Annotated in this window: 19 protein-coding genes; 9 read left to right on the top strand and 10 right to left on the bottom strand. The window is 41.8% G+C overall.

Annotated features, from left to right (window positions below):
• Window position 1: 1 nt before the first annotated feature.
• A complete protein-coding gene (locus tag SKC35_RS04725; protein ID WP_377978280.1) occupies window positions 2-4,048 on the bottom strand; it encodes a two-component regulator propeller domain-containing protein in 4,047 nt (1,348 codons plus the stop codon).
• 150 nt (window positions 4,049-4,198) lie between these two features.
• Here SKC35_RS04725 and SKC35_RS04730 point away from each other — a divergent pair, with 150 nt between their 5' ends.
• Entirely contained in the window at window positions 4,199-5,221 is a 1,023-nt protein-coding gene (locus tag SKC35_RS04730; RefSeq protein WP_377978281.1) for a GntR family transcriptional regulator, read from the top strand.
• Between the two features lie 31 nt (window positions 5,222-5,252).
• On the opposite strand, the gene queG is transcribed toward SKC35_RS04730, so the two are convergent.
• On the bottom strand, window positions 5,253-6,170 hold the full coding sequence (queG, locus tag SKC35_RS04735; protein WP_377978282.1) for a tRNA epoxyqueuosine(34) reductase QueG: 918 nt from the start codon (window positions 6,168-6,170) through the stop codon (window positions 5,253-5,255).
• 102 nt (window positions 6,171-6,272) lie between these two features.
• Here queG and SKC35_RS04740 point away from each other — a divergent pair, with 102 nt between their 5' ends.
• Complete coding sequence (locus SKC35_RS04740) at window positions 6,273-6,782, top strand: nucleotide exchange factor GrpE (RefSeq protein ID WP_377978283.1); 510 nt, start codon at window positions 6,273-6,275, stop codon at window positions 6,780-6,782.
• A gap of 6 nt (window positions 6,783-6,788) precedes the next feature.
• Entirely contained in the window at window positions 6,789-7,949 is a 1,161-nt protein-coding gene (gene dnaJ / locus SKC35_RS04745; protein WP_377978284.1) for a molecular chaperone DnaJ, read from the top strand.
• A 177-nt stretch (window positions 7,950-8,126) separates the two neighbouring features.
• Here the strand turns inward: dnaJ and SKC35_RS04750 are convergent, their stop codons facing one another.
• Genes SKC35_RS04750 through SKC35_RS04760 form a run of 3 tightly spaced genes read right to left on the bottom strand, consistent with a single transcriptional unit; the run spans window position 8,127 to window position 12,786 of the window.
• Window positions 8,127-11,105 carry a protein O-mannosyl-transferase family gene (locus SKC35_RS04750; protein WP_377978285.1) on the bottom strand — a complete coding sequence of 993 codons (2,979 nt, stop codon included), beginning with the start codon at window positions 11,103-11,105 and terminating at the stop codon, window positions 8,127-8,129.
• Window positions 11,106-11,113: 8 nt separating this feature from the next.
• A complete protein-coding gene (gene pheS / locus SKC35_RS04755) occupies window positions 11,114-12,139 on the bottom strand; it encodes a phenylalanine--tRNA ligase subunit alpha (protein ID WP_130896900.1) in 1,026 nt (341 codons plus the stop codon).
• Between the two features lie 8 nt (window positions 12,140-12,147).
• Complete coding sequence (locus SKC35_RS04760) at window positions 12,148-12,786, bottom strand: porin family protein (RefSeq protein WP_377978286.1); 639 nt, start codon at window positions 12,784-12,786, stop codon at window positions 12,148-12,150.
• A 103-nt stretch (window positions 12,787-12,889) separates the two neighbouring features.
• On the opposite strand from SKC35_RS04760, the gene radA reads away from it, so the two are divergent.
• Window positions 12,890-14,269, top strand: coding sequence for a DNA repair protein RadA (gene radA / locus SKC35_RS04765; protein WP_377978287.1), 1,380 nt, complete (start codon window positions 12,890-12,892; stop codon window positions 14,267-14,269).
• Here the strand turns inward: radA and truA are convergent.
• From truA to SKC35_RS04780, 3 genes are all read right to left on the bottom strand, one after another.
• A complete protein-coding gene (gene truA / locus SKC35_RS04770) occupies window positions 14,241-15,005 on the bottom strand; it encodes a tRNA pseudouridine(38-40) synthase TruA (protein WP_130923176.1) in 765 nt (254 codons plus the stop codon). The two genes, radA and truA, sit on opposite strands and share 29 nt — an antisense overlap.
• A gap of 5 nt (window positions 15,006-15,010) precedes the next feature.
• Window positions 15,011-17,242, bottom strand: a complete 2,232-nt coding sequence (gene purL, locus SKC35_RS04775; RefSeq protein WP_377978288.1) for a phosphoribosylformylglycinamidine synthase subunit PurL — start codon at window positions 17,240-17,242, stop codon at window positions 15,011-15,013.
• A gap of 251 nt (window positions 17,243-17,493) precedes the next feature.
• Window positions 17,494-18,066, bottom strand: coding sequence for a nucleotidyltransferase family protein (locus SKC35_RS04780; protein ID WP_377978289.1), 573 nt, complete (start codon window positions 18,064-18,066; stop codon window positions 17,494-17,496).
• Between the two features lie 64 nt (window positions 18,067-18,130).
• Between SKC35_RS04780 and SKC35_RS04785 the strand changes: the two genes are divergently transcribed.
• Genes SKC35_RS04785 through SKC35_RS04805 form a run of 5 tightly spaced genes read left to right on the top strand, consistent with a single transcriptional unit; the run spans window position 18,131 to window position 21,948 of the window.
• Complete coding sequence (locus tag SKC35_RS04785; RefSeq protein ID WP_377978290.1) at window positions 18,131-19,294, top strand: class I SAM-dependent methyltransferase; 1,164 nt, start codon at window positions 18,131-18,133, stop codon at window positions 19,292-19,294.
• A 21-nt stretch (window positions 19,295-19,315) separates the two neighbouring features.
• A complete protein-coding gene (locus SKC35_RS04790) occupies window positions 19,316-19,987 on the top strand; it encodes a hypothetical protein (protein ID WP_377978291.1) in 672 nt (223 codons plus the stop codon).
• Complete coding sequence (locus tag SKC35_RS04795) at window positions 19,984-20,256, top strand: hypothetical protein (RefSeq protein ID WP_377978292.1); 273 nt, start codon at window positions 19,984-19,986, stop codon at window positions 20,254-20,256. The genes SKC35_RS04790 and SKC35_RS04795 overlap by 4 nt, the downstream gene beginning before the upstream one ends.
• A gap of 1 nt (window position 20,257) precedes the next feature.
• Window positions 20,258-20,713 carry a hypothetical protein gene (locus tag SKC35_RS04800; protein WP_377978293.1) on the top strand — a complete coding sequence of 152 codons (456 nt, stop codon included), beginning with the start codon at window positions 20,258-20,260 and terminating at the stop codon, window positions 20,711-20,713.
• Window positions 20,710-21,948: a dicarboxylate/amino acid:cation symporter gene (locus SKC35_RS04805; protein ID WP_377978294.1), complete on the top strand. Its 1,239-nt coding sequence runs from the start codon at window positions 20,710-20,712 to the stop codon at window positions 21,946-21,948. The genes SKC35_RS04800 and SKC35_RS04805 overlap by 4 nt, the downstream gene beginning before the upstream one ends.
• Here SKC35_RS04805 and SKC35_RS04810 read toward each other — a convergent pair.
• Together SKC35_RS04810 and rbfA are read right to left on the bottom strand one after the other, a co-directional pair.
• Window positions 21,926-23,173, bottom strand: coding sequence for an ABC transporter permease (locus tag SKC35_RS04810; RefSeq protein ID WP_377978295.1), 1,248 nt, complete (start codon window positions 23,171-23,173; stop codon window positions 21,926-21,928). The two genes, SKC35_RS04805 and SKC35_RS04810, sit on opposite strands and share 23 nt — an antisense overlap.
• A 5-nt stretch (window positions 23,174-23,178) precedes the next feature.
• Window positions 23,179-23,574: a 30S ribosome-binding factor RbfA gene (gene rbfA, locus SKC35_RS04815; RefSeq protein ID WP_377978296.1), complete on the bottom strand. Its 396-nt coding sequence runs from the start codon at window positions 23,572-23,574 to the stop codon at window positions 23,179-23,181.
• Window positions 23,575-23,621: the final 47 nt, after the last annotated feature.

Below are 23,621 nucleotides of genomic sequence, written 5' to 3' on the forward strand. Positions count from 1 at the left end.
ATTATTTTTTAGTAAGGAATGTTTTAGGAGCGAATCCGTATTGTTTTTTAAAGGCACGCGTAAAATAGGCTGGGTCATTAAATCCTACTTGGTAGGCAATTTCAGACACATTCCATTGACCTTTTTCTAATAGCAATCGAGCCTGTTGTAAACGAATCGAGCGAATAAATTCGTTTCCAGCCAGCGAAGTTAACATTTTCAATTTACGATACAGTTGCATTTTGCTCATATCCATTGCCTGTTCCAAATGCTCCACATCGAAATCCACCTCATCCAGATGGGCTATGACGACCTGCGTTGCTTTAGACAGGAATTCATCTTCAAATATGACTTCCTTCTGTAAATCTTGATTCAGAACAGATTCTTGCCAGCTTTTGCGCAGACGCTCTTTGGCTTCCAGTAATTTAGCCACTCTTAATTCCAAAATATCCGCGTGGAATGGTTTGGAAATAAAATCATCCGCGCCGGACTGCATTCCTTCGATTTGGCTTTCTTGAGAGCTTTTGGAGGTCAAAATAACGACTGGAATATGACTCGTCTTTGCATTCTTACGAATCGCTTTACACAAATTCACCCCTGACATTCCCGGCATCATCCAATCCGTTATTACTACATCTGGCAAATAAGTCAAGGCCATTTCTAAGCCAGTCTCTCCTCGATCTGCCTCTATCACTTGGAAGGTTCCTTCAAAAATCTCGCGAATAAAGGCCCGCATTTCGGTGTGATCCTCTACGATTAATAGGATCTGCTTCTCTTGTTGAATAACCTGCGCTGAGTCGACTTTTTGACTTATTGACTCTTTGACTTCTTTCGACCCAGACTTCACCCACGCCGGATCAAAGGCTTCCAGCGTAACAGGAAAGTGGATTTTAAAATCAGAACCGGCTCCCAGGTCACTTTGTACCTCAATCGAACCGCGGTGCACCTCCATTAATTCTTTACAAAGGGAAAGTCCTACTCCCGTTCCCACACGATCCACTTTCTCAGGAATCTGGTAGAAGCGGTCGAAAATATGCTGAATATGTTCCGCACTAATTCCCTTTCCTGTATCAGAAACGTGAATTGAAACGCGTTTAATAGATTCTGTTGTGCCTTGGTACACCTTGTGCAATTCCAAACGAATACCAATGATTCCTTCCTCTGGAGTGAATTTAAAGGCATTCGATAATAGATTCGTGACACATTTTTCGATGATATCAGCATCGTAGTACACGAATAAAGATTCCACCGGTGCGTCCCACTTCAATTTAATCTGCTTTTGTTGAGCATAGGCATCGAAGCTTTGTTTGATCGAATGCAATTGACGAATCAAATCGTGCTTCTCCACGACGGGTTGGACGTTTCCGGATTCGATTTTGGACAAATCAAGTAGCTGATTGATGAGTCTCAGTAGCTTTTGGGCATTCTGGTAAATCGAATTAATCTTCGTCTTTTGGTCTTTATTCAGGCTCGCATTCGAGATAAAATACTTTTCTAATGGACTGGTAATGAGGGTTAAAGGTGTCCGCAATTCGTGAGAGATGTTCGTAAAGAAATGCGTCTTCACCTGCTCTAATTCCTGAATACGTTCCTTCTCGATTTCTTTTAAACGCAAATCAGTTCTAAAGGCCTCACGCACTTGAACCTCGCGAATAAAGGCATAAATAATGGCTACTAATAGAAATGCATAGAGAAGGTATGCCCACCACGTGCGGTACCAAGGCGGCGATACGGTAATCTTTAATTCATAGGGTTTTTCTGCCCAAATACCATCCGAATTACTCGCCTTCACCTTAAAAGTATAATCCCCCGGACTCAAGTTTGTATAGGTCACCGAGCGCTGCGTACCCACGAGATTCCACTCCTTTTCAAAGCCTTCTAAATAATAGGCATAGCGGTTGTTTTTAGGTCTCTGGTATTCCAAAGCCACAAAATCCAAACTGAATACCGATTGATCCGGCTGCAAAACCAGGTGTTTCGTGGACAAGATATCGTAGGTCAGTGGAGAATTTTCTTCTCCTGCTTCCACATCCTTGTTAAAGATTTTTAGTTTTGTAAAATAGACCGGAGGCACATCTAATCGCATCCGCAGACTATCTGATTTCAAGTAATTCAGTCCATTTACGCCACCAAAAAACAACCAGTTTTGGTTATTCTTCGCAATCGCATTCGTCATAAATTCTTTCCCTTGCAATCCATCCGCTTCTTCGAAATTGACAAATTTCAAAGTCCTTCCATCCATCTTCGATATCCCTCCATTGGTGCTAAACCACATATCCCCTTTGGCATCCTCCACTAAACCACGTAAGGAATTACTTCCCAGACCATCATTTACTGTGTACACCTTAAATCCTTTTTCAGGTCCCAGGTATTGGTTCAAACCTCCACCCTGCGTCATCACCCAAATCCGTTTCTGCCGATCTTGGTATATTTTATTCACGTGATTATAGCTCAAGGCCCCCGCCTCAGCCGATTTCACATAATGGCGCAATTTCCCTGTTTTCAATTCCAAAACATACAAACCAAAACCCACGGTACCCACCCAAATCTCGTTTCCATTCAAAACCCGAATGGCCGCAATTGATTTATTCAAGAAATTGGATTTCCCTAAATCCGCAAAAGGCACTCGGTATTGTTTCGTCAATGGATTAAAAGCGACTACTCCCATCCCTTGCGTTCCTAGAAGAAACTCCGAATTAAAATTTTCGAGGGTATTAAAATTCGCTTCTCTAACACCGGGTTTGAAAGGAAAATCCTTCAGCTGGTGGTCTTTGGTAAATAAATTAATCCCCTTACCCCATAAACCTACCCAAACCCCTCCATCACCCGAAGGATGGATAAAGTTCACATCGTAGGTCTCTGTGGAATTCAACTTATTACTGGAAGCACTTTGGAGGTAGTGCGTTACCTGCCCTGATTTATGATTGAAATAGGATAAACCCACATTACTTCCTACCCAAACCCCTTTGTCACCATCTGCTAGCAAGGTACTTACCTTATTACTGAGTAAACCTTGTAGTGTATTGGGTTTGTAGCGGAGGACGGCAAAGCGAGGTTTTTGGAAAAAAGATATATTTAATCCTGCCTCCCAAGTGCCCACCCAGGTATTCTGATTCGCATCCGTAAAAAGACTCATCACAGAATTAGAAGATAGCCCTAATTCAGGATCAGGGTTCGAGGGAATATTCGTAAAGGATTTAAAATCTTCTCCATTCAGCTTATACACCCCGTTATCCGTTCCGATCCAGAGATTTTGTAGCGCGTCTTTGGCAATTGAGGTCACAATATTCTGACGGGATAAAGGGTCAGAGGCTTGGTAGAAAACGACTTTGAATTGCTGGGTCTTGGGCGTGAATCGATAAATACCACGACCATCCGTTCCCACCAAAATATCCCCATTCTTTGTCTCAAATAAGGCACGAACCCGATTATTATTCGCACCAAATTGATAAGGAATAAAACTATGCGCATTTAATTGAGACACTAAAAAACCAGTCCTGGTACCCATCCAAACAGTGCCCGACGAGTGTTTGAACAGCCGAACCACTTCTTTTACAATGGTATTTTTCCATTCTGATTCAGCGCTTATTAGTTGATTCGTACGAATATCGTAGACCAAATAACCCAGCCCTAAAACAGCCACACCCATTCTGCCTTTACCTATATTGAGAATACTTGGAATATTAGAGTTGGATAAATCTTGCCCGGTAGGCCCTTTCGAAAATCGTGTAATTTTACCCGTCGCTAATTCAATCTTATTCAACCCAGAATTACGCGTCCCTACCCACAAATTACCCAAATCATCCTGCGCAACAGTAAAAATCTCGCTCCCACTGAGGGTTTTCGAATCACTCGGATCATTTCGATAAATCTTAAAATTATGCCCATCGTAGCGATTCAAACCATCGCCCGTCGCAAACCAAAGAAAGCCTTTCTTGTCTTGAATGATCTTGTAAACCGAACTTTGGGATAATCCAGAAGCCGTACTTAAACGTTCATAGCGCGTCTGCTTTTGAGCCTGAAGACTCAAAACACTGTACAAAGCCAGGAAGAAAAATAGCCTTTTCATTCGAATCTTAAAATTAGGGAATTATACCAGGAAATTGGACGGATTTGTCCTGAAATACCTATTTGCAAGAATTGTCCTCGAATTTGAAAGATTCGTCCTATGCTACACCATGCCATCAGAGTAATTTTGGGACAAGAATTTTTCTTCGACATGAATAAAACATTTGTTTCATTTAACGTAAAGAATTCAGGAAATAAACTTCCTAAATACCAGCAATTAGTAAATTCACTTTTGCAGGATATTGAGATGGGAGAATTAAAACCTGGCGAGCGATTGCCTTCCATTAATGAGGCTTCGGAAGAATGCTACCTTTCCCGCGACACCGTGGAAAGAGCCTATACCGAGTTACATAAAATGGGTGCGATCACGTCCATTTTCCGCAAAGGTTATTTCATCTCTGAATCGAGCTTGAAGGTAAAGACGAAAGTCCTTTTCTTGATCGGTCGGATGACAGAAACAAACCAAACCTTGTACAATGCGTTTCTCGATCATTTTGGCAAAAATGTGATGGTGGATATTTATACCTACCAATACAAGCCTAGAGAGTTTAAAGAAATCATCGGACAACAATTAGGCAATTACCATTACTACCTAATTCAACCGCATTTAATCGATGAGGATGAGGAAACGGTGAAAATATTACAGAAAATAGCGGGGGATCGCTTGATTTTATTGGACCAAAACTTCGGAACCATCCGTCACTCCAGTCTCATCTGCCCACCTAACCCATCGCTTAAAAAGATTTTTAATACCCAACTAAACCTGTTTAATAAGTACCGCAGCCTTAATTTAGTGTTAAGCGAAGACGAATACTTCGATCCTGAATTAATCAATGCGTGTAGTGAATTCTGCGAATCGAATTCATTGAAATTCCAAGTATTAGATGGCCTAGAAGAGGACGATTTTCAACAAAAGGAGATTTATTTCACTTTGTCGGATACCGATCTTTTCCAGGCTATCAAATACGCGGAGAAAAAGAACTGGACTTTAGGTCAAGATATTGGCATCATTTCCTTGAATGATCATCCCTTTAAGGAAATAATAGCCGGAGGAATCACCGTGGTGAGTACTCATCCGGAGAAGTTAGGCCAAAAAGCGGCCGAAATGATCCTATCCAATCAAAAAACGGCAGAAGTCATCGAACCGAGCCTGATTATAAGACTATCACTTTAGGGTTTTATTTTGCTTGAAAAGGGCCGTGGTTTCACGGCCTCTTTTTTTTCACGTAATCGATGTTTCGTTGAATCCCTTTCAGCTTGGTACGCTTTATCGCAGAATAGTGAAATAAGGTCTGAAAAACTTCTTCAGACAATCCCTCCCAATCGACATCGTGTAAATTCGTATCAAATCTCGGTTCATTGTGTGGTTTCGAAAAGCGATTCCAAGGACACACATCTTGGCAGATATCACAACCAAAAATCCAGTTTTGAAAATCCCCCTGCAAACTGGCCGGCATCTGATCCTTTAATTCGATTGTAAAATAGGAAATACATTTGCTCCCATCCACCACATAGGGCGTTATAGCCTCTGTAGGACAAGCGTCGATACAACGTGTGCAGGTACCACAAAAGTCTTTGATAGGCCCATCTGCTGTAGCAGGTAAATCAATCAGCAGCTCTGCTAGGAAATAAAAACTCCCCTTTTTCGGAATTATCAAATTCGCATTCTTCCCTATCCAACCCAAACCAGACTTCTTCGCCCACGCTTTTTCTAAAACCGGTGCCGAATCCACAAACATCCTCCCCGAAAATTCCCCTAGATCCGTCTGCAAATCATCCCATAACTCTTGCATCTTGTCTTTGATGACCCGGTGGTAATCTTCACCGTAAGCATACTTCGAAATTTTATAGCGGTCGAAGGCGATTTCTTGAGCTGGAAAATAATTATATACGAGCGAAACAACAGTTTGACATCCATCCACCAGTTTTCTTGGATCAAGGCGCTTATCGAAATGATTCGCCATGTAGGCCATTTCACCGTGTTGATTCGAGTTTAACCAGGCTTCTAAATGCGGCGCCTCTTCCTCTAAAAATCCAGCTTCTGAAATACCGCAAAAGGCAAAACCGAAAGACTGAGCTTTGGCCTTAATTAGACGGGAAATTTCTGCTGGACTTTTTGACATTTGTTTAAAATTACAAAGGTCATTTCATTTATGCCAAAGTGTCAGAAAATTGTTTTTGGTATTGAATTTGTATGAAGGATTTCGCAATCGTAATTTTGTACCATGAAAAAGAAAGAAAACGAACAAACGCCTGAGGAAGAAATTATCAATCAAACAGAAGAAACAAGCCCAGAAACGGAAGAAACAGCTCCTGTCGATGAATTAGCAGAGATGAAGGAGAAATACCTTCGCCTGTATTCAGACTTCGAAAATTTCCGTAAACGTACGGCTAAAGAGAAAATAGAACTCATCCAAACCGCATCGGAACGTTTAATCGTTGACTTATTACCTGTCATCGATGACTATGAGCGTGCGTTAGCCAACGCACCCGAAGGAGAAATCTCCGAAGGAACGCAATTAATCTTCACGAAGATCGGTAACATTTTACAATCCAAAGGATTGAAAGAATTACCTGCTAAAGGCGAAGTATTCGACGCAGAAATCCACGATTGCATCACGCAATTCCCTGCCCCTTCTGAAGAGGAAAAAGGTAAAGTGGTCGAAGTAGTTGAGAAAGGATATACATTGAATGAAAAGGTCATCCGCTTTGCGAAAGTGGTGGTTGGAAATTAATAGATAATGGCGCAAAAAAGAGATTATTACGAGATATTAGGAGTTTCTAAATCCGCATCGGAAGACGAGATCAAGAAGGCATACCGCAAAATGGCGGTAAAATACCATCCTGACAAGAATCCAGATAACAAGGAGGCAGAAGAAAAATTCAAGGAAGCAGCGGAAGCCTATGAGGTATTAAGTAATTCCCAAAAGAAGGCACAATACGACCGTTTCGGTCACGCTGGAATGGGTGGCGCTGCTGGCGGAGGTTTTGGCGGTGGCGGTATGAATATGGAAGATATCTTCTCTCAGTTTGGAGATATTTTTGGTGGTGGAGATGAAAGTCCATTCGGAAGCTTCTTTAACCAAGGTCGTGGCGGCGGAAGACGTCAACGTAGAGGAACAGATCTTCGAATCAAATTGAAGCTAAATCTAGAAGAGATCGCCAATGGCGTAGAAAAGAAAATCAAGGTGAAGCGTCACGTAGCTTGTAAATCTTGCTCCGGTAACGGTTCTAAAAACGGAACTGACTTGAAAACATGCGGCACTTGCCAAGGTTCTGGTCAAGTTCGTCAAGTACAACAAACCATGTTAGGCCAAATGGTCACTTCCTCTACCTGTCCTCACTGTAGCGGAGAGGGTAAGACCGTAGGTGCAAAATGTGGCGACTGCTTCGGAGAAGGCCGTGTGCTAGAAGAAGAAATCATCCCGATCAAAATACCTGCTGGCGTTTCAAACGACATGCAGCTTTCAATGTCAGGAAAAGGAAACGTTCCTCCTCGTGGTGGCGTAGCCGGTGATTTACTCATTGTTATTGAAGAAGAAGCACACGATCTATTACACCGCGATGGAAACAACGTGATCTATGATTTATACGTAAACTTTGTGGATGCTGCCTTAGGCACGTCAGTAGAAGTTCCTACCATCGGTGGAAAAGCAAAGATTACCTTAGACGCAGGAACGCAAAGTGGAAAAATCTTACGCTTAAAAGGTAAAGGGATCAAAGAACTAAATGGATACTCAGTAGGTGATCAATTAGTGCACGTGAATATTTGGACACCTAAGCAAGTAAGTAAAGAGGAAACAGAATTATTAGAAAAACTCCGTGCCTCCCCTAACTTCGCCCCACAACCTGGGAAAGCGGAGAAAGGATTCTTTCACAAGGTGAGGGATATGTTCTCTTAAAAAAAAGAGGCTTTCTTTTTCAAAGAACAAAGAACAAAGAATAAAGCACAAAGAATAAAGTTTGTATCGCCTTCGGCGATGATTTCATGAAGTGTTTTGATTACTGAAACATAAAAAGAGCGGCAAATGCCGCTCTTTTTATTCCATCATTATTCTTTATGCTTTATGCTCTATACATTATTGCAATCTACCCATCTGCTTCGTAAACTTCGCCTCTAATGCCTGGTATTTCGCAGGATTCACATTCGAAGCCTTTAACGCAGAGACCACTAAGTTCATTTCGTAAATGGCAATTTGTACATCACGTTCGTGGTATGCATAGCGGCCATCTAAGTAGTAATCTAATAATTGATCATCGCGATCTACCATGCGTTTTGCAATTCTAAGCGCAGAGGTAGCATCACCCACAGCAATATACAATTCCACCATCGAAGCGGAGAATTGATCGTAAGGAATGACTTTATCTGGCATTTTTTGGTCTAAATAATCCAAAACTTTCTTAGCCTTAGCGTAATTTCCTTCGCGGACTAATTGATCTGCTAAACGGTACACGCTTAAGCGAGCTGTTACCGAAGGAATACCTAGGTAGAAATCACCATGGTAATAGATCTTATCATTATCTAGGCCTTTCCAATACATCTTTTTCAAGATGTTGTCAGACATGATTTGGGTATTTACATAGCCATCATTCGCGCCTGGAATCTTGAAAGGCATCAAACGATACGCATAACCTTCTAATTGCATCGACTCCTTCAAACCTAAGTATTGGTCATTAGGCAAAGTAGATGCAAAATAGATCGGACGTTTCCAGCCAGAGACAGCATTGTTTGAAATGATCTCTAATTGAATCAATTCCCCTTTGTAGATGTTGTGCGAAGGTAATTTCCAACCTAGCGCTGGTGACATGTAAGGAACAAATTGCTTAGGGAACCAATTCGTTTTAGCCACCGCAGCGATATCTACTGGGATCACCACCGAATCTGTAGGCAAGGTGTTGATCGTTTCGCCTAATTGCGTTTGCTCCTGGATAGAAGGGCTGTCTTTATGCAATAAGTCCAAATAGTCCGGTAAAGACATCGCAGTCAAACCTTCTTTGGGATTGAATAAAATCTGGTCATTTACTCCTTCCATTAACTGATCCTTAGACAATAGAATCGGTAAAGGTTGTGATTCATAGGTCTTGCGCTTCATTTGATCAATGTACCAATCTGTTCCTAAAAGGGACAAGTTACATACACGAACGTCTGTTCTGAATCCTTCGACTTCTTGTACGTACCAAAGCGGGAACGTATCATTATCCCCACCCGTAAATAGAATCGCGTTAGGTGCGCAAGAATTCAATAGGTTTTTAGCAAAATCAATTTGGTGTACACGACCGCTTCTATCATGGTCATCCCAGTTTTGTTGAGCCAAAATCGCCGGAGCCGTTAAACCTAATAAAGCAGCAATCGCCCATTTGGCCTTATCTGCTTTCACAAACTTCTGAATAAACTCAAGTATCTGCATCACCGCAAATCCCGCCCAAATCGACATGAAGTAAAAAGAACCCACGAAGATATAATCCCGCTCACGCGGCTCTGTAGGTGGCGAATTCAGGTAAACGGTTAAGGCAACTCCGGTTAATACGAACATTAATATCGTCACCAAAAGGTCCTTATCGTTCTTGCGAAGCATATAGAAGAACCCTAGTAGTACGAAGATGATCGGTAAGAAGAAGTAATTATTACGCGCCTTATTGTTGCGTAAAATGTCCGGTAATTTCGAGCTATCCTCGAACGTATTAATCGCCCAAGCATCTTGGAAATCACTTTCGCGACCCACAAAGTTCCACAATAAATAGCGCATGTACATATGCCCTAATTGATGCGTAAATAGGAATTCTAGGTTCTTACCAAAACTAGGTTTCTCTCCTGCTGGGATCCCAAGCATCTCTTGGTACAGCTTCACGTGATTCGCCTGATTAGAATAAACGCGAGGTAATAACATCATTTGGGTCTTATCGTATTCATACACCGGTTTCTTCGTGTATTCTACGTATTTCCCATCTTTCATCTTATAAATGGGTGTCTCTGCTCCTTCTTTGTATCCCGTCACTTCAGCCGTATAAACAGGGCCATAGATTAACGAACGTTCGCCATATTGCTCGCGTTTTAGGTACTTTAAAAAGTTTAAGATATTACTCGGATCATTCTCATTAATAGGCGTATTATAACCTGAACGCACTAATGCTACCGTATAGGTAGAATAACCGATCAGTAAAAAGACGAAGGAGAAGAGGGCTACGTTGAGTACTTCCTTTCCTTTGGCATACGAATAACGTATCCCAAAAACCACCGCAGCTATCAATAAAATCAAGAAAACAATCGCTCCTGAACCATACGAGAATCCCAAGGTATTCACGAAAGTCAACTCAAATTGGAAGGCTAAACTAGGCAAACCTGGAATAATGCCAGAATTGATGATGCCTAGAATAAACAGAGCCACTAAAATCGAAATCACCCCACCGGTTAACGTAGGCTTCTCATAGCGTTTGAAATAATACAATAAACCCAAGGCCGGAAGCGTCACTAAGTTCAACAAGTGGACCCCAATCGACAATCCCACTAAATAGGCAATGAACAAAATCCAACGATTTGATTCTGCTCTATCTTCTACTAACTCCCACTTAAACGCCGCCCAAACCACAATCGCCGTAAAGAAGGACGACATCGCATATACCTCTGCTTCGACTGCTGAGAACCAAAACGTATCAGAGAACGTGTAAATCAAAGATCCTACCACACCGGAAGCCAATAAACCAAAACGCTCATTCGCATTCAAGTCTTCAAACGACTTCTTGATCATCTTGCGACCGATCATCACGATGGTCCAATGCAAGAATAAAATAGTCAAGGCACTACTCAAAACTGACAACATATTCACCCAATACGCCACTTTTGTAACGTCACCCAGGGCTAGCAAAGAGAACATACGTCCTAACAATAAGAACAAAGGGGCCCCTGGAGGGTGAGGTACTTGTAATTTGTAGGCACAGGCGATGAACTCTCCACAGTCCCAAAAAGAGGCCGTAGGCTCCACTGTCATCGTATAGGTAATTAGCGCAATCAGGAAAACTCCCCAACCCGTCCAATTATTCAACTTTTTAAAACTCCACATAGGTCAGATTAATTAAACTGTTTTAAGAATCGCACGTCATTCTCCGTGAATAGACGTAAGTCTTTGATCTGGTATTTTAACATCGTAATACGCTCGATACCCATTCCAAAAGCAAAGCCATTGTATTTCTTCGAGTCAATTCCCACATTTTCTAATACATTCGGATCCACCATTCCAGCACCGGCAATCTCTACCCAACCAGCTCCTTTGCACACATTGCAACCATCGCCTTTGCACAATAAACAAGTGATGTCCATTTCAGCGCTAGGCTCTGTGAAGGGGAAGTAAGACGGACGGAAACGCACTTTCGTGTCTTTCCCAAACATCTCTTTGGCAAAATGATACAAGGTATCCTTCAGATCTTTAAAACTTACTTGCTCGTCCACATAGAGCCCTTCCACTTGGTGGAAAAGGCAATGGGCGCGCGCTGAGATAGCCTCATTTCGATAGACACGACCCGGCATCACCGAGCGAATCGGTGGCTTTTGGTGTTGCATTAAACGAATCTGCACGTTAGAGGTGTGCGTGCGCAATAAAACGTCATCTTGTATCTCTCCTGCCCCTTTTTCAATAAAGAAGGTATCTTGCATCTCTCGTGCCGGGTGATTCGCTGGGAAATTTAAAGCGGTAAAATTATAGAAATCCGTTTCGATCTCCGGTCCATCAGAAACCGAGAAACCCATCCGGTTAAATATCTCCAAAATACGCGCTCTCACCTTCGTCAACGGATGAAGGCTTCCTTGCGAAATCGGGTTATAGACGGTTAAATCAGAGGGAACCTCAAAGTCAGCTGTATTACCTGCAAAAGCTTCTTGAGCCTCTTCGAACTTTGTCTCCGCGGAATTTTTCAACCCATTCAAGGCTTGACCTACCTCCCGGCGATTCTCTGCTGGCACATTTTTCAACTCATCAAAAAGAGATGCTAAGCGGCTCTTTCGTCCGACAAATTGGTTACGAAAAGAGTCTAATTCGCCTTCATTCGAAATAACAAAAGCGTCAATTTCGGCCTGAAGAGCCTTTATTTGTTCATTCATTTGTGTAATTATAAAATGCGGAAACCAATAGTCGCCTGGTAATAACTTGGTTTTTGAGAGTAGTTAAATCCGTTAGGAACGGCTACCGTATTATTCAATTCTGACATCGCACCTTCGTAACGTAAGTCTAGAGATAAATTCAAAATATCAAAACCTACGCCTGCTTGATATGAAAAGCTAGAGCGATTGATAATCTCTTGAGTAGTCCCAGAGAAATAGGATTTAACTGCCGCGTCAGGATTGGTGGAAGCAGAAATGGCATATGTTGCCACCGGTCCGGCCATCACACGTAAGGGTCCTAATTTGACTCCTAGAAGCAATGGTACGTCCAATGATTTTTGAGAAAATCCTACCACACCCTGATTCGTTGTTAGGGAATTGAGGACATCTACATTCACTTCTTTAGCTGCAAAATACACTTCCGGTTGTAAGAAAACAGTACGGCCAATGCGCGCAAATGCACCTAATTGATAACCCGTCTTATTTTCTAAATTAGCGCTTAGGCTAGCCACTTTGACGGAGGAAAGATTTACCCCTCCCTTTATTCCAATTCGGAAATAATCCGCACGAGAGTGCTTTTGAGCTGTGGCTACAGATAGGATACCCACTAAAAGGGTCATCGTCATCAATGATTTTAGAGCTTTCATGGCTGTTGTGTTTTATTAACTTGTAAAATTATCCTTTTTCATCCGAAAAAAAAGAAAAAACGAAATCAAAGCGTAAATTTGAGCATAAATATTCCTCCCCCAAATGGCCAAAGCTAAAACGTCTTTTTTCTGTCAATCGTGTGGTCACTCCGCGCCGAAGTGGTTAGGTAAGTGTCCCTCTTGTGGAGAATGGAATACGTTCGTGGAGGAATTAGTGGAAGCAACTAACCATCCGGCGGAAGTTTGGAAGACCAAAGGAAGTCCGAAATCAGCCGCGAAGCCTAAGTTATTGAATGAAGTCAGCTTCGAAAACCTCCCTAAACTTACTTGCTCTGACCCTGAATTCAATCGAGTTTTAGGAGGTGGAATCGTTCCTGGCTCCTTAGTGTTAATCGGTGGAGAACCGGGCATCGGTAAATCAACCCTTTTATTGCAAGTAGCCCTTTCCTTAACCCAAACGCGTGTTTTATATGTCACAGGGGAAGAATCGGAACAACAAATTAAACTAAGAGCGGATCGCTTAGCGGCAAAATCTGACTCCTTATATATTCTAACGGAGACGAATACGCAATCGATCTTTAGGCACCTAGTTGACCTTGAGCCCGAATTAATCATTGTTGATTCGATACAAACTTTGTTTTCAGACCAAATAGAGTCAGGTCCTGGCTCTGTTTCTCAAATACGAGAATGTGCTTTGGAATTAATGCGTTTTGCGAAAGAAAGTGGGACGCCCATCTTTTTGGTAGGTCACATTACCAAAGAAGGTTCCATCGCCGGTCCTAAAGTCCTTGAACACCTCGTGGATACCGTTTTGCAGTTTGAAGGAGATCGCCATATGATCTACCGCATTTTACGTACCACTAAAAATCGTTTTGGCTCGACTTCTGAATTAGGGATCTACGAAATGCTAGGGAGTGGATTGCGACCTGTCACTAATCCATCAGAAATCCTCTTATCGCAACGCGATGAACCTTCCTCTGGAATCGCCATCGGTACGCTGATGGAAGGAAATCGTCCTCTTTTAGTGGAAATTCAATCGTTAGTGAGTGCGTCCTCCTATGGGAATGCGCAAAGAACCGCGAACGGTTACGATGGCAAACGACTAAGTATGTTGATTGCCGTTTTGGAGAAAAGAGGCGGCTATAAATTAGCGACACAAGACGTTTTCTTGAATATAACGGGAGGAATACGCGTGGACGATCCAGCATTGGATTTAGCTACTTGTATGTCCCTAGTCTCTTCGTATGAGGACAAAATCATCGATTCATCCATCTGTTTTGCAGCAGAGGTTGGACTTGGTGGGGAATTACGTTCTGTAACTCGGATAGATCAGCGAATCGCTGAGGCGGAAAAATTAGGCTTTAAGGAAATCTGGATCAGCAAGTACAATCTGAAGGGCTTAAATTATAAACCGAATAAAATCAAAGTACAATCAGCAGCGACCTTATTGGATGTTATCCTGCACATTTGGCGTCAAAAATAGTCGCCGGATATTCCACTTCTAAGAGATGTAATCCGTGAGCTGGAACGGCACGACCGGCTTTGCAGCGGTCTTTCGAGTCTAAAATTTCTTGCAATTGCGTTTTATTCAAGCGCCCTTGGCCTACTTCAAGTAGCGTACCTACCACAGCTCTTACCATTCCACGCAAAAAACGATTTCCTTGAATAGTAAACACCAGTTCTTCTCCTCTCCAAGCCCAAGAAGCCTGCATAATAGTGCATTCAAAGGTCGCTACCTCAGTCTTAACTTTCGAGAAACATTGGTAATCTGTGTGTTGAAAAAATAGTGAAGCTGCCTCATTCATCGCATCTACATCTAATTCGACACCGAAACGATAGGCGAATTTCGCATTAAAAGGACTCTTCACAGGACTAATACGGTATTCATAGGTCCTCGAAAGGGCTGCAAAACGCGCATGAAAATCATCCGCTACCTGGTAAATTCCCTGAACCGCTAAAGAGTCAGGCAACATTCGGTTTAACCGAAATACCCAGTTTTCTTTCACCGTTTTCCCAGAAGGCAAATCGAAGTGAGCAAACTGCTGATGAGCATGCACTCCCGTATCTGTACGAGAACTTCCTACAATTTCAAGCGGTGAACCGAGTAATAAACTTAATTTGTCTTGCAAAACCGACTGAACCGTCGTTGCATTGGGCTGAATTTGGTAGCCATGAAAAGAGCCGCCATCGTACGAAAAAGCGAGTAGATAGCGGCTCATTTTACTTATTTCATTAAAGCAGTTTCTAGTGCTGTATCAAAGGATTGATACGCAGCAGCGACAGAGCTCAAAACAGCACCATCAGCCACCATATCTGTTCCTTGAACGTTTCCAAGAGCTGAGAATTGAACGCCTTGAGTCTGCAAAGCAGCTTCAAAAGCGGCTTTCTTCGCAGCATCTACTGAAACGACCACACGTGATTGCGCTTCTCCAAACCAGAATGCATCTTGGCGAATCGCCGCATCTGAAGTAACGTTAAAACCTAAACCACGAGGGAATGATGATTCCGCTAATGTTACTAACAAACCACCATCAGACACATCGTGAGCTGATTCAATTAATTTATTGGTGATTAAAGCTGAAATCGCCTTTTGTACCTTTTGTTCTGTTGCTAAATCGAAATGTGGTGCTGGAGTTGCTTTGATCCCTTTGTATGAATACACATATTCTGATGACGCAATATCATTCACAGATTCACCCACTAAATAGATGGCATCCCCTTCTTTTTTGAAGTCCAAAGTCATCTTATTCGCAGGATCCTCTAAAATACCTAACATACCGATCGTAGGCGTCGGGAAAACTGGACCTTCGTCAGAAGATTGGTTGTAGAAGGAAACGTTACCACCTGTTACGGGTGTTTCGAATGCCTCACACGATTTCTTCATGCCATTGATTGCACCCACAAATTGCCAGTATACTTCTGGAACGTATGGATTACCAAAATTCAAACAGTTCGTAATCGCCACCGGCACACCACCTGAACATACAATGTTACGAGCCGCTTCCGCTACCGCCATCGCAGTTCCTTCTTCCGGATCTGCGTTTACATAGCGTGAATTACAATCTACGGTGATAACAATGGATTTTTGAGAACCGTGTACTTTCACAACCGCTGCATCCGATGGTGCATTGGTATTGCGATTCGCACGGCCAATCGATGAATCATATTGTTGAGCCACCCACTTCTTGGAAGCTATGTTCGGGTGATTCATCATGTAGTTCAAAGCCTTAGGCAATTCTTCCTTAGGCAAATCAGCTACAGAATCTAACTTAAATTTCTTGAATTCTTGGAAGTAAGCAGGCTCTTTGTACTCACGGTGGTATACCGGAGCACCACCACCTAATACTAAATCATCTGCAGGAACATCCGCCACTAAAACGCCATCTTGATAGAATTCAAGGCGTTTTGTATCCGTCACGGTACCAATTTGCTCACAATTCAAATCCCACTTATCAAAAATACGTTTCGCTTCATGCTCACGTCCTTTCTCCACGACGATTAACATACGCTCCTGAGACTCAGATAACAAGATCTCGAATGGCTGCATGTTCGGTTGACGTGTAGGAACTTTAGAAAGATCAATAATCATTCCGTGTTCTCCTTTCGCAGACATTTCAGACGTCGAGCAAATAATACCTGCTGCACCCATATCTTGAATACCAATCACGCAACCGGCTTCGATGATTTCCAAAGAAGCCTCTAACAATAATTTCTCTTGGAATGGATCCCCTACTTGAACCGCAGGTAATTTCTCAGATGACTTCGCCGTAATATCTTCCGAGGCAAAACTTGCCCCACCAATTCCATCTTTTCCCGTCGCAGAACCCACGATAAACACCGGGTTACCCACGCCATAGGAAATAGCAGACGCTTGCGTACCTACTTTTAATATACCCGCTGAAAACGCATTTACGAGCGGATTCACATTATAACAATCATCAAATTGAACCTCACCACCCACGGTAGGAATTCCAAAGGCATTACCATAATCACCAATCCCCTTCACCACACCTTTCACTAACCACTTCGTTTTCGCTAAATCAATATTACCAAAACGCAAAGAATTCAATTGCGCAATCGGACGCGCACCCATCGTGAAAATATCACGGTTGATACCACCCACCCCTGTCGCCGCACCTTGGTAAGGCTCTAAAGCAGATGGGTGATTATGTGATTCAATCTTAAAAGCACAACCTAAACCGTCTCCTAAATCAACCAAACCGGCATTTTCCTCACCCGCTTTCGCTAACATACGTGGTGAGTCTTTAGGCAAAGTCTTCAACCAAACGATTGAATTCTTATAACTACAGTGCTCAGACCACATAACAGAGAAAATCGACAATTCGGTAAAATTAGGCTTGCGACCTAAAATCTCCTGAATGCGATCATACTCTTCGGGCAATAATCCTAATTTTTTGGCTGTTTCGACGGTGGGAAGGGTTCCGATTGATTCCACTTAATTGAGTTTAAAATTGAAATGTAAAGATAGGAAATCTTACGCATTGAGCATAAAAATTAAAGCATAAAGCATAGAGCACAAAGCATAAATTTGGAATAAAAAATGGCTGAAGCCCATTTTTTATAATAAGAGTAGGGAAAAAAAATTGTAACAACACATTTCTAAAGTCATTCGCGAAGCGAATACCTACTTTGTGCTTTGTGCTTTACTCTTTGTGCTTTAGATTTAAAGAAAGTCTGCGACTTTCTTTAAATCCCCCAATACTCCCGATCCTCCGGAACATCGACATCACGGAATTTATCAGAAAAGTGAATGATTTCGCAGAGCATTGGATTTTGGCGCCAAAATTTGCCCAAACCCTGGTCCCCACTCCAACGATTAAATAAAGGACGCAATGAAGTTGGAATTAATACCGGTGGAGAATTCACTCCTTGAAATGAGGCAACAATGGCTCTATTAGGATTAGCCATTGAAGTCAAATTCTTTAGATGAGTAGAGGTCAAAAAAGGCAAATCACACAAGAGCACTAAGACATCTTTGGAAAAATCAATCGTTTTCAAGCCCACTGCCAATGACTCCCCCATTCCTTTGTCCCAATGTTCAACCTGAACAAAAGATAAAGTAGGAAACTCCTTTTGTAATTTCTCGATGATACGAATGGATTGATCCACTTCAGCACCTAAACAGACTTGAACCTCTTTGCAAACACTAAAAGCGAGGCGAATGGACCGCTCTAAAAGGCTTTGGCTCTGATACACTAATAATTGTTTGGCTTCTCCTAAACGGGACGAAGCGCCCGCCGCTAATATTAATCCGGTCATCTGTTCTGTTGAATTTCACTAATTTAAATAAAAATTATTAAAGCAGAGGTGCTAATTTTAGGGAATGCTTCTAGAAAACGAAATCCAATTTATTCAAGAAAACCTACACAGGGATCCGGTTGCGATTGCCCTAGAAGCAGCAAAATACCCCGATTTAGACGTTCCTCGTTTAGTGGGCCAAATCAAAGCCAGACAAAAACTCAAGGACAAAATGCCCCAATGGGTGGCGAATGAAAGGGTATTTTTCCCTCCTGCTTTGGCATTAGAACAATCATCCTCAGAAGACACAGCACATTTTAAGGCTTCGCTACTGCACGGAAAAGTCGTGGACCTAACGGGAGGAATGGGCTTAGACAGTTATGCATTCGCACAAACAGGCTGTGAGGTCGCTTATATCGAAAGACAGGATGATCTTACTAAAATCACCGCTTTTAACCATTCCGTATTAAGGGCAGGAAAAATCCAGCATCACACGAGTGACAGCTTAAATTGGCTTTCGGAGAGTGCGGAATTATTCGACTTCCTTTATGTAGATCCCGCCCGAAGAGATGGCGCTGGCAACAAAGTCGTCCTATTACAAGATTGCGAACCTAATGCACTTGAATTAATCCCCTATATCAACAATAAAACCAGTTTATTGATAAAAACGAGTCCTTTATTGGATTTAGATCGGGCCATCAAGGAGTTACAAGGGGTCGAAAAAATCTATATTGTCTGCGTTAAAAACGAGGTGAAAGAGTTGCTCTTTTTGAAGACTGCGCATTCATCGGAAGATCCTACCATCGAAGTAATCGAATTATCTCAAGCCGATTCGCTGCTAGTTGAGCGTAAAAAATCAATTGAATCTGCAAGCATTTGCAACTTCGGCCCTGTTTCAAACTACCTATATGAACCCCACGCGGGTGTGCTGAAAGCTGGATTCTTTAAATCTGTAGCTGAAGGTTTGCAGAAAATAGCACCTAATACTCATTTGTATACTTCAACGGAGCTACATACTAATTACGCTGGGAGGACGTTTGAGGTTTTAGCAGTGGGACCTTTGGAAAAAAAATGGATTCAAACTGTTTTGCCTGCGGGAAAAGCGAGTATTTCCACTCGAAATTTCCCCATTAAGGCCGATGAAATACGGAAGAAATTCCAATTGAAAGATGGAGGGGAATTGACTCTTTTCGCTTTCAGAGATCAAGCAAACAAAAACAAGGTTGTCCTAGCTAAAAAAATCTCCTAACTTTAATAAAAATTTAACCTTATGAAGAAGATCGCTATCCTACTTTTCTTTTCTGCTTTTGCCTTCCATGCGTCAGCTCAAGTTTTCTCCGGAATGTCTGAAGTAGATAAATCGAAGAAAGAAGGAGTTTACACGTTCGTTAATACACAAGAAAAATACGCGAGAGCAAGCTGGAAAGCTTATTTGAGCAAATTTGGTAAGGTGATCGAGGGAAAAAATGGAACTTTCTCTAGTTCAGACATCAAGATAGCAGGTATCTCAGATAGTCCTTTAGTACTAGTTTCTAAAGTATCAGAAGAGAATAAGAAAGTGAAATTATTCGTCTCCATTGCCACAGGAACGGACGAATACATCCAAACAGGACACGCAAAATTGAGTGAGACAAGTACTTGGATGGAGGACTTTATCAAAATCGTGGAATTAGAAGAAGCGGTAAGAATCGAGGAAAACAAATTAGCTGAGTTGATCTCAGCTCAAGCGAAGAATAGCAAACAGGCGGAACGTTTAATCCGTGAATTAGACTCTAATGCCCGCCAAATCAACAATTTGGAAGAGCGATTAAAAGAGGCAAAAATCGAAAAAGAAAAGATTTTAACGAATCAGGTTCAGAATAAAGTCGATCAAAAAACGAAAGAAGAGGAAATTGCTGTTCAAAAAGCAGCCGTTGAATCTGCGAAACAAAAAATCAAATGAAGAAACTGATCATCGCGCTTTTCACGATATCACTATTTTGCAACTTTGGAAGAGTGGAATATTCTGCACTTAATCCGAAAGCAAAAACGATTCAAACTGACTCAACAGCCAGAATGGCAACTGCGAATCCCTCAAAAGTAGTTTCTAGCGAAACTCCAACAGAGCAAGATTCTCCAGAAGCTTCTGAGGAAAGCACAGGTTGGTCTAACTATGTGGCATTAGGTATTAAAACCTTTTTTGCGACCTTGTTAAAAATCTTGGTAGCCTAATATGCTATCCTACTCCATTTCCACTCCTATTCAGGCTCCAGTTAGCCACGTAAAAGAACTTTTTACTGCTGAATTGCTAGTTAAATTATCTCCTCCCTTCCCTTCAGTCGCTTTGCAGCGATTTGATGGTTGCAAGAAAGACGATAATGTCATTCTTGTCATTAACCTAGTTTTCATGAAAGTCACCTGGAGTTCACTTATCATTGAAGACAAAGAAACGGACGATGAATGGTATTTTATCGACCAAGGAGTCAAAATGCCCTTTGGTTTACAGTATTGGCAACACAAGCATCGAGTTAAGAAAACCTCCGAAGATGCTTGTGAAATTATCGATGAAATTTCATTTGATACCCGTTATGCATTTTTGAATTACCTTCTTTTCCCCTTTCTTTGGGGAATGATTTTCTACAGAAAACCATTTTATAAAAAGTATTTATCCCTCGTCAACGCACTATGAAATTAACTTTAACGAATAAAATTATTATTGGCTTTATCTTAGGCTTAGTGCTGGGAGAGTTCTTTTTCCTTTATTTTGCGCCAGAAGTTAGCCACGATTTAGGGGCTAAAGTTCAAATCGTTTCCAAGATCTTCCTTCGCCTAATCAAGATGATTGTAGGTCCCTTGGTATTCTGTACCCTTGTCGTGGGAATCGCGAAACTAGGCGACTTCAAGGCTGTTGGTCGTATTGGAGCAAAAACCATCGGTTACTTCTATTTTGCGACTATTTTATCATTAGTAACTGGCCTTGTGGTTGTAAACATCACCCAACCGGGTAGTTTGCAAAGTTGGCCTAAACCGGCCTCTGGCACAGAAACGGGTATTGATGCTTCCAAAGCTAAAACAATGGAAGATTTCATATTACATATCTTCCCAGATAGCTTTTTCAAGGCTTTGGCAGAAAACGAAATCCTTCAAATCGTCATATTCTCTCTTTTCTTCGGTGTCGCTTTAGGCTCCATCGGTGAAGTAGGGAAACGCTTAATTAACGTCATTGAAAACTTAGCGGAGGTCATCTTTAAGATGGTGAATTATGTAATGGAAGTGGCTCCATACGCGGTTTTTGCAGCGATGACCACTGTGGTTGCGAATAAAGGTTTGAGCATTTTGATTAGCTACGGTTATTTGATGATCTGCTTCATGGGCGGTCTATTATTCTTCACGGTCGTGATCTTATGGATCATTTGTTTGGTGAACGGTATTAACTATTGGAAACTATTAAAGGAGCTAAAAGAGGCCTTATTGATCTCTTTCTCGACAGCAAGTTCAGAAGCGTCCTTCCCTCAAACAATCGCAGCTTTGGAGAAATTCGGTTGTAGCAGACGTATTGTAGGCTTTGTATTGCCTTTAGGATACAGTTTCAACCTGGATGGGTCGATGTTATATATGACCTTCGCGACCGGATTTATTGCGCAAGCTTATGGCGTTCATTTAAGTTTAGAACAACAAATTACGATGCTATTGACTCTGATGATTACGTCCAAAGGTATAGCGGGCGTTCCTCGCGCCTCACTAGTAATTATCGCAGGAACCTTAACAATGTTCAATCTTCCAGCGGAAGGAATCGCCTTATTATTAGGGGTGGATCCATTCCTAGATATGGGTAGAACGGTGACCTCGGTAGCGGGGAATGGCGTTGCTACGTGTGTGGTTTCTAAATGGGAAGGAGAATTTAATCCGCCTTTGGCAGATTAATTTTCTGATCAAAGGTCATTTGAACGGCTTTACGAGCTGGGATAATCGAAGCTAAAAAGGTGATCACCATCACCACTAAAGCAGTCATCAAAAAGTCAAACCATTCCATTTGAATGGGATAGGCATCAATTAAAGCGTTCGGGATTCCTAAAGGGATAATTCCGAACGTTTGTTGTATCCAGCCCAAGGCAAAACCAAGCAACATACCCACAACCGCTCCAGAAAAACTAATAAATAGTCCTACAGATAGAAAAATGCGCAACAATTGCTGCTGTGTAATGCCCATCGCTAATAAGGTTCGGAGGTCTTTTCGCTTTTCAATGACTAATAAAGAAAGGGCATAAAAAAGCGTAAAGGAGGCAATACCCATAATAAAGGCCATCAAAATAAACACGAAAAGTTTCTCGATTTTAATGGCCCGCAATAGGATAGCATGTTGCTGATCACGCGTTTGAACCTGGAATTTTCCGCCCACTATTTTTTGAATGGCAGATTGAACATCTGTCTCTAGTACACCCTCCGCTAACATAATCTCAAAACGAGACACCGTAGTGGAATCCGCTAAGGTCAATTCACGCATCCAATTCAGGGGAACTAAAATCATCTGATTATCAAAGGACTGTTCTACTTGCAAGACTCCTGAAGGAAAAAAGCCTTTTTGATTCGCCGCGTCTTGGGTCACTTGGAATTTTGCCAAAGCCTTTTGATTCGGATACCACGCCTCGATAGGGTGGTAAATATCCTCAAAATTCATCCCCATCGCCATATATACACCTGCACCCACCATCCCAAACGGATGTCCATCGTACTCAACTAGGTAATCTCCATCTACCAATTGATTTTTTAAGCGCTTAGAGGCTATAAAGGAGGCGTCAACCCCTTTTAGGGTGACCACTAATTGCTTACCATTATACCGAATTAGCGCTTGATCCTCTAAAATGGATTGGACTGATTTTACACCAGAAACGGAAGCAATTTGTTGAATTTGATTTGAACTCAAGGAAAAACGCGTTTCAGAAGTTGAAACAATGCTTAAATCGGGATCAAAGGTTTTAAAAAGGCCTTTTTGGAAATCTTCTAATCCATTAAAAACAGATAGAATAAGGACCAAAGCCATGACTTCCACCCCTACCCCTATCATCGAAATACGGGAAATTAAGGTGATAAAACTCGCCTTAAATGGGGAAAAAAAATACCTTTTCGCAACAAATAAGGAAACGCTCATCTTGATTAATCAATTTCGTCTGCCACTCGATTAGGAACATCTCCCTCAGCTGGTGGAATCACTAAACCTTCGAATAAGGCTTCAATTTTAGCCGCGTAAGCCGCTGTGTCATCTAAGAAGAAGACTAAATTTGGAATGATACGTACTTGCTTGCGAATGCGATTAGCTAAGGCGTTACGAATCGCCTTGTTTTGAAGTTCTATCTGATCCATCACCGCCTCGCGATCATCGATTAGTAAAAAACTCAAATAGCATCGAGCCACGGAAAGATCTGGACTGATTTTCACCTCGGTCACCGTCACCATGCCATTTTCAAAAAGCATTTTAAATTCTTTTTGAAAAATATCACTTAAATCCTTCTGTATTTGACGGCCAAATTTTTGCTGACGCTTCGTTTCCATGCTTGCTCTCTATTTTCTAGGTCTTTTTATCTCAAAAAACACCTGCA

Source organism: Aquirufa originis (genome assembly GCF_042714495.1).
GTDB lineage: Bacteria > Bacteroidota > Bacteroidia > Cytophagales > Spirosomataceae > Aquirufa > Aquirufa originis.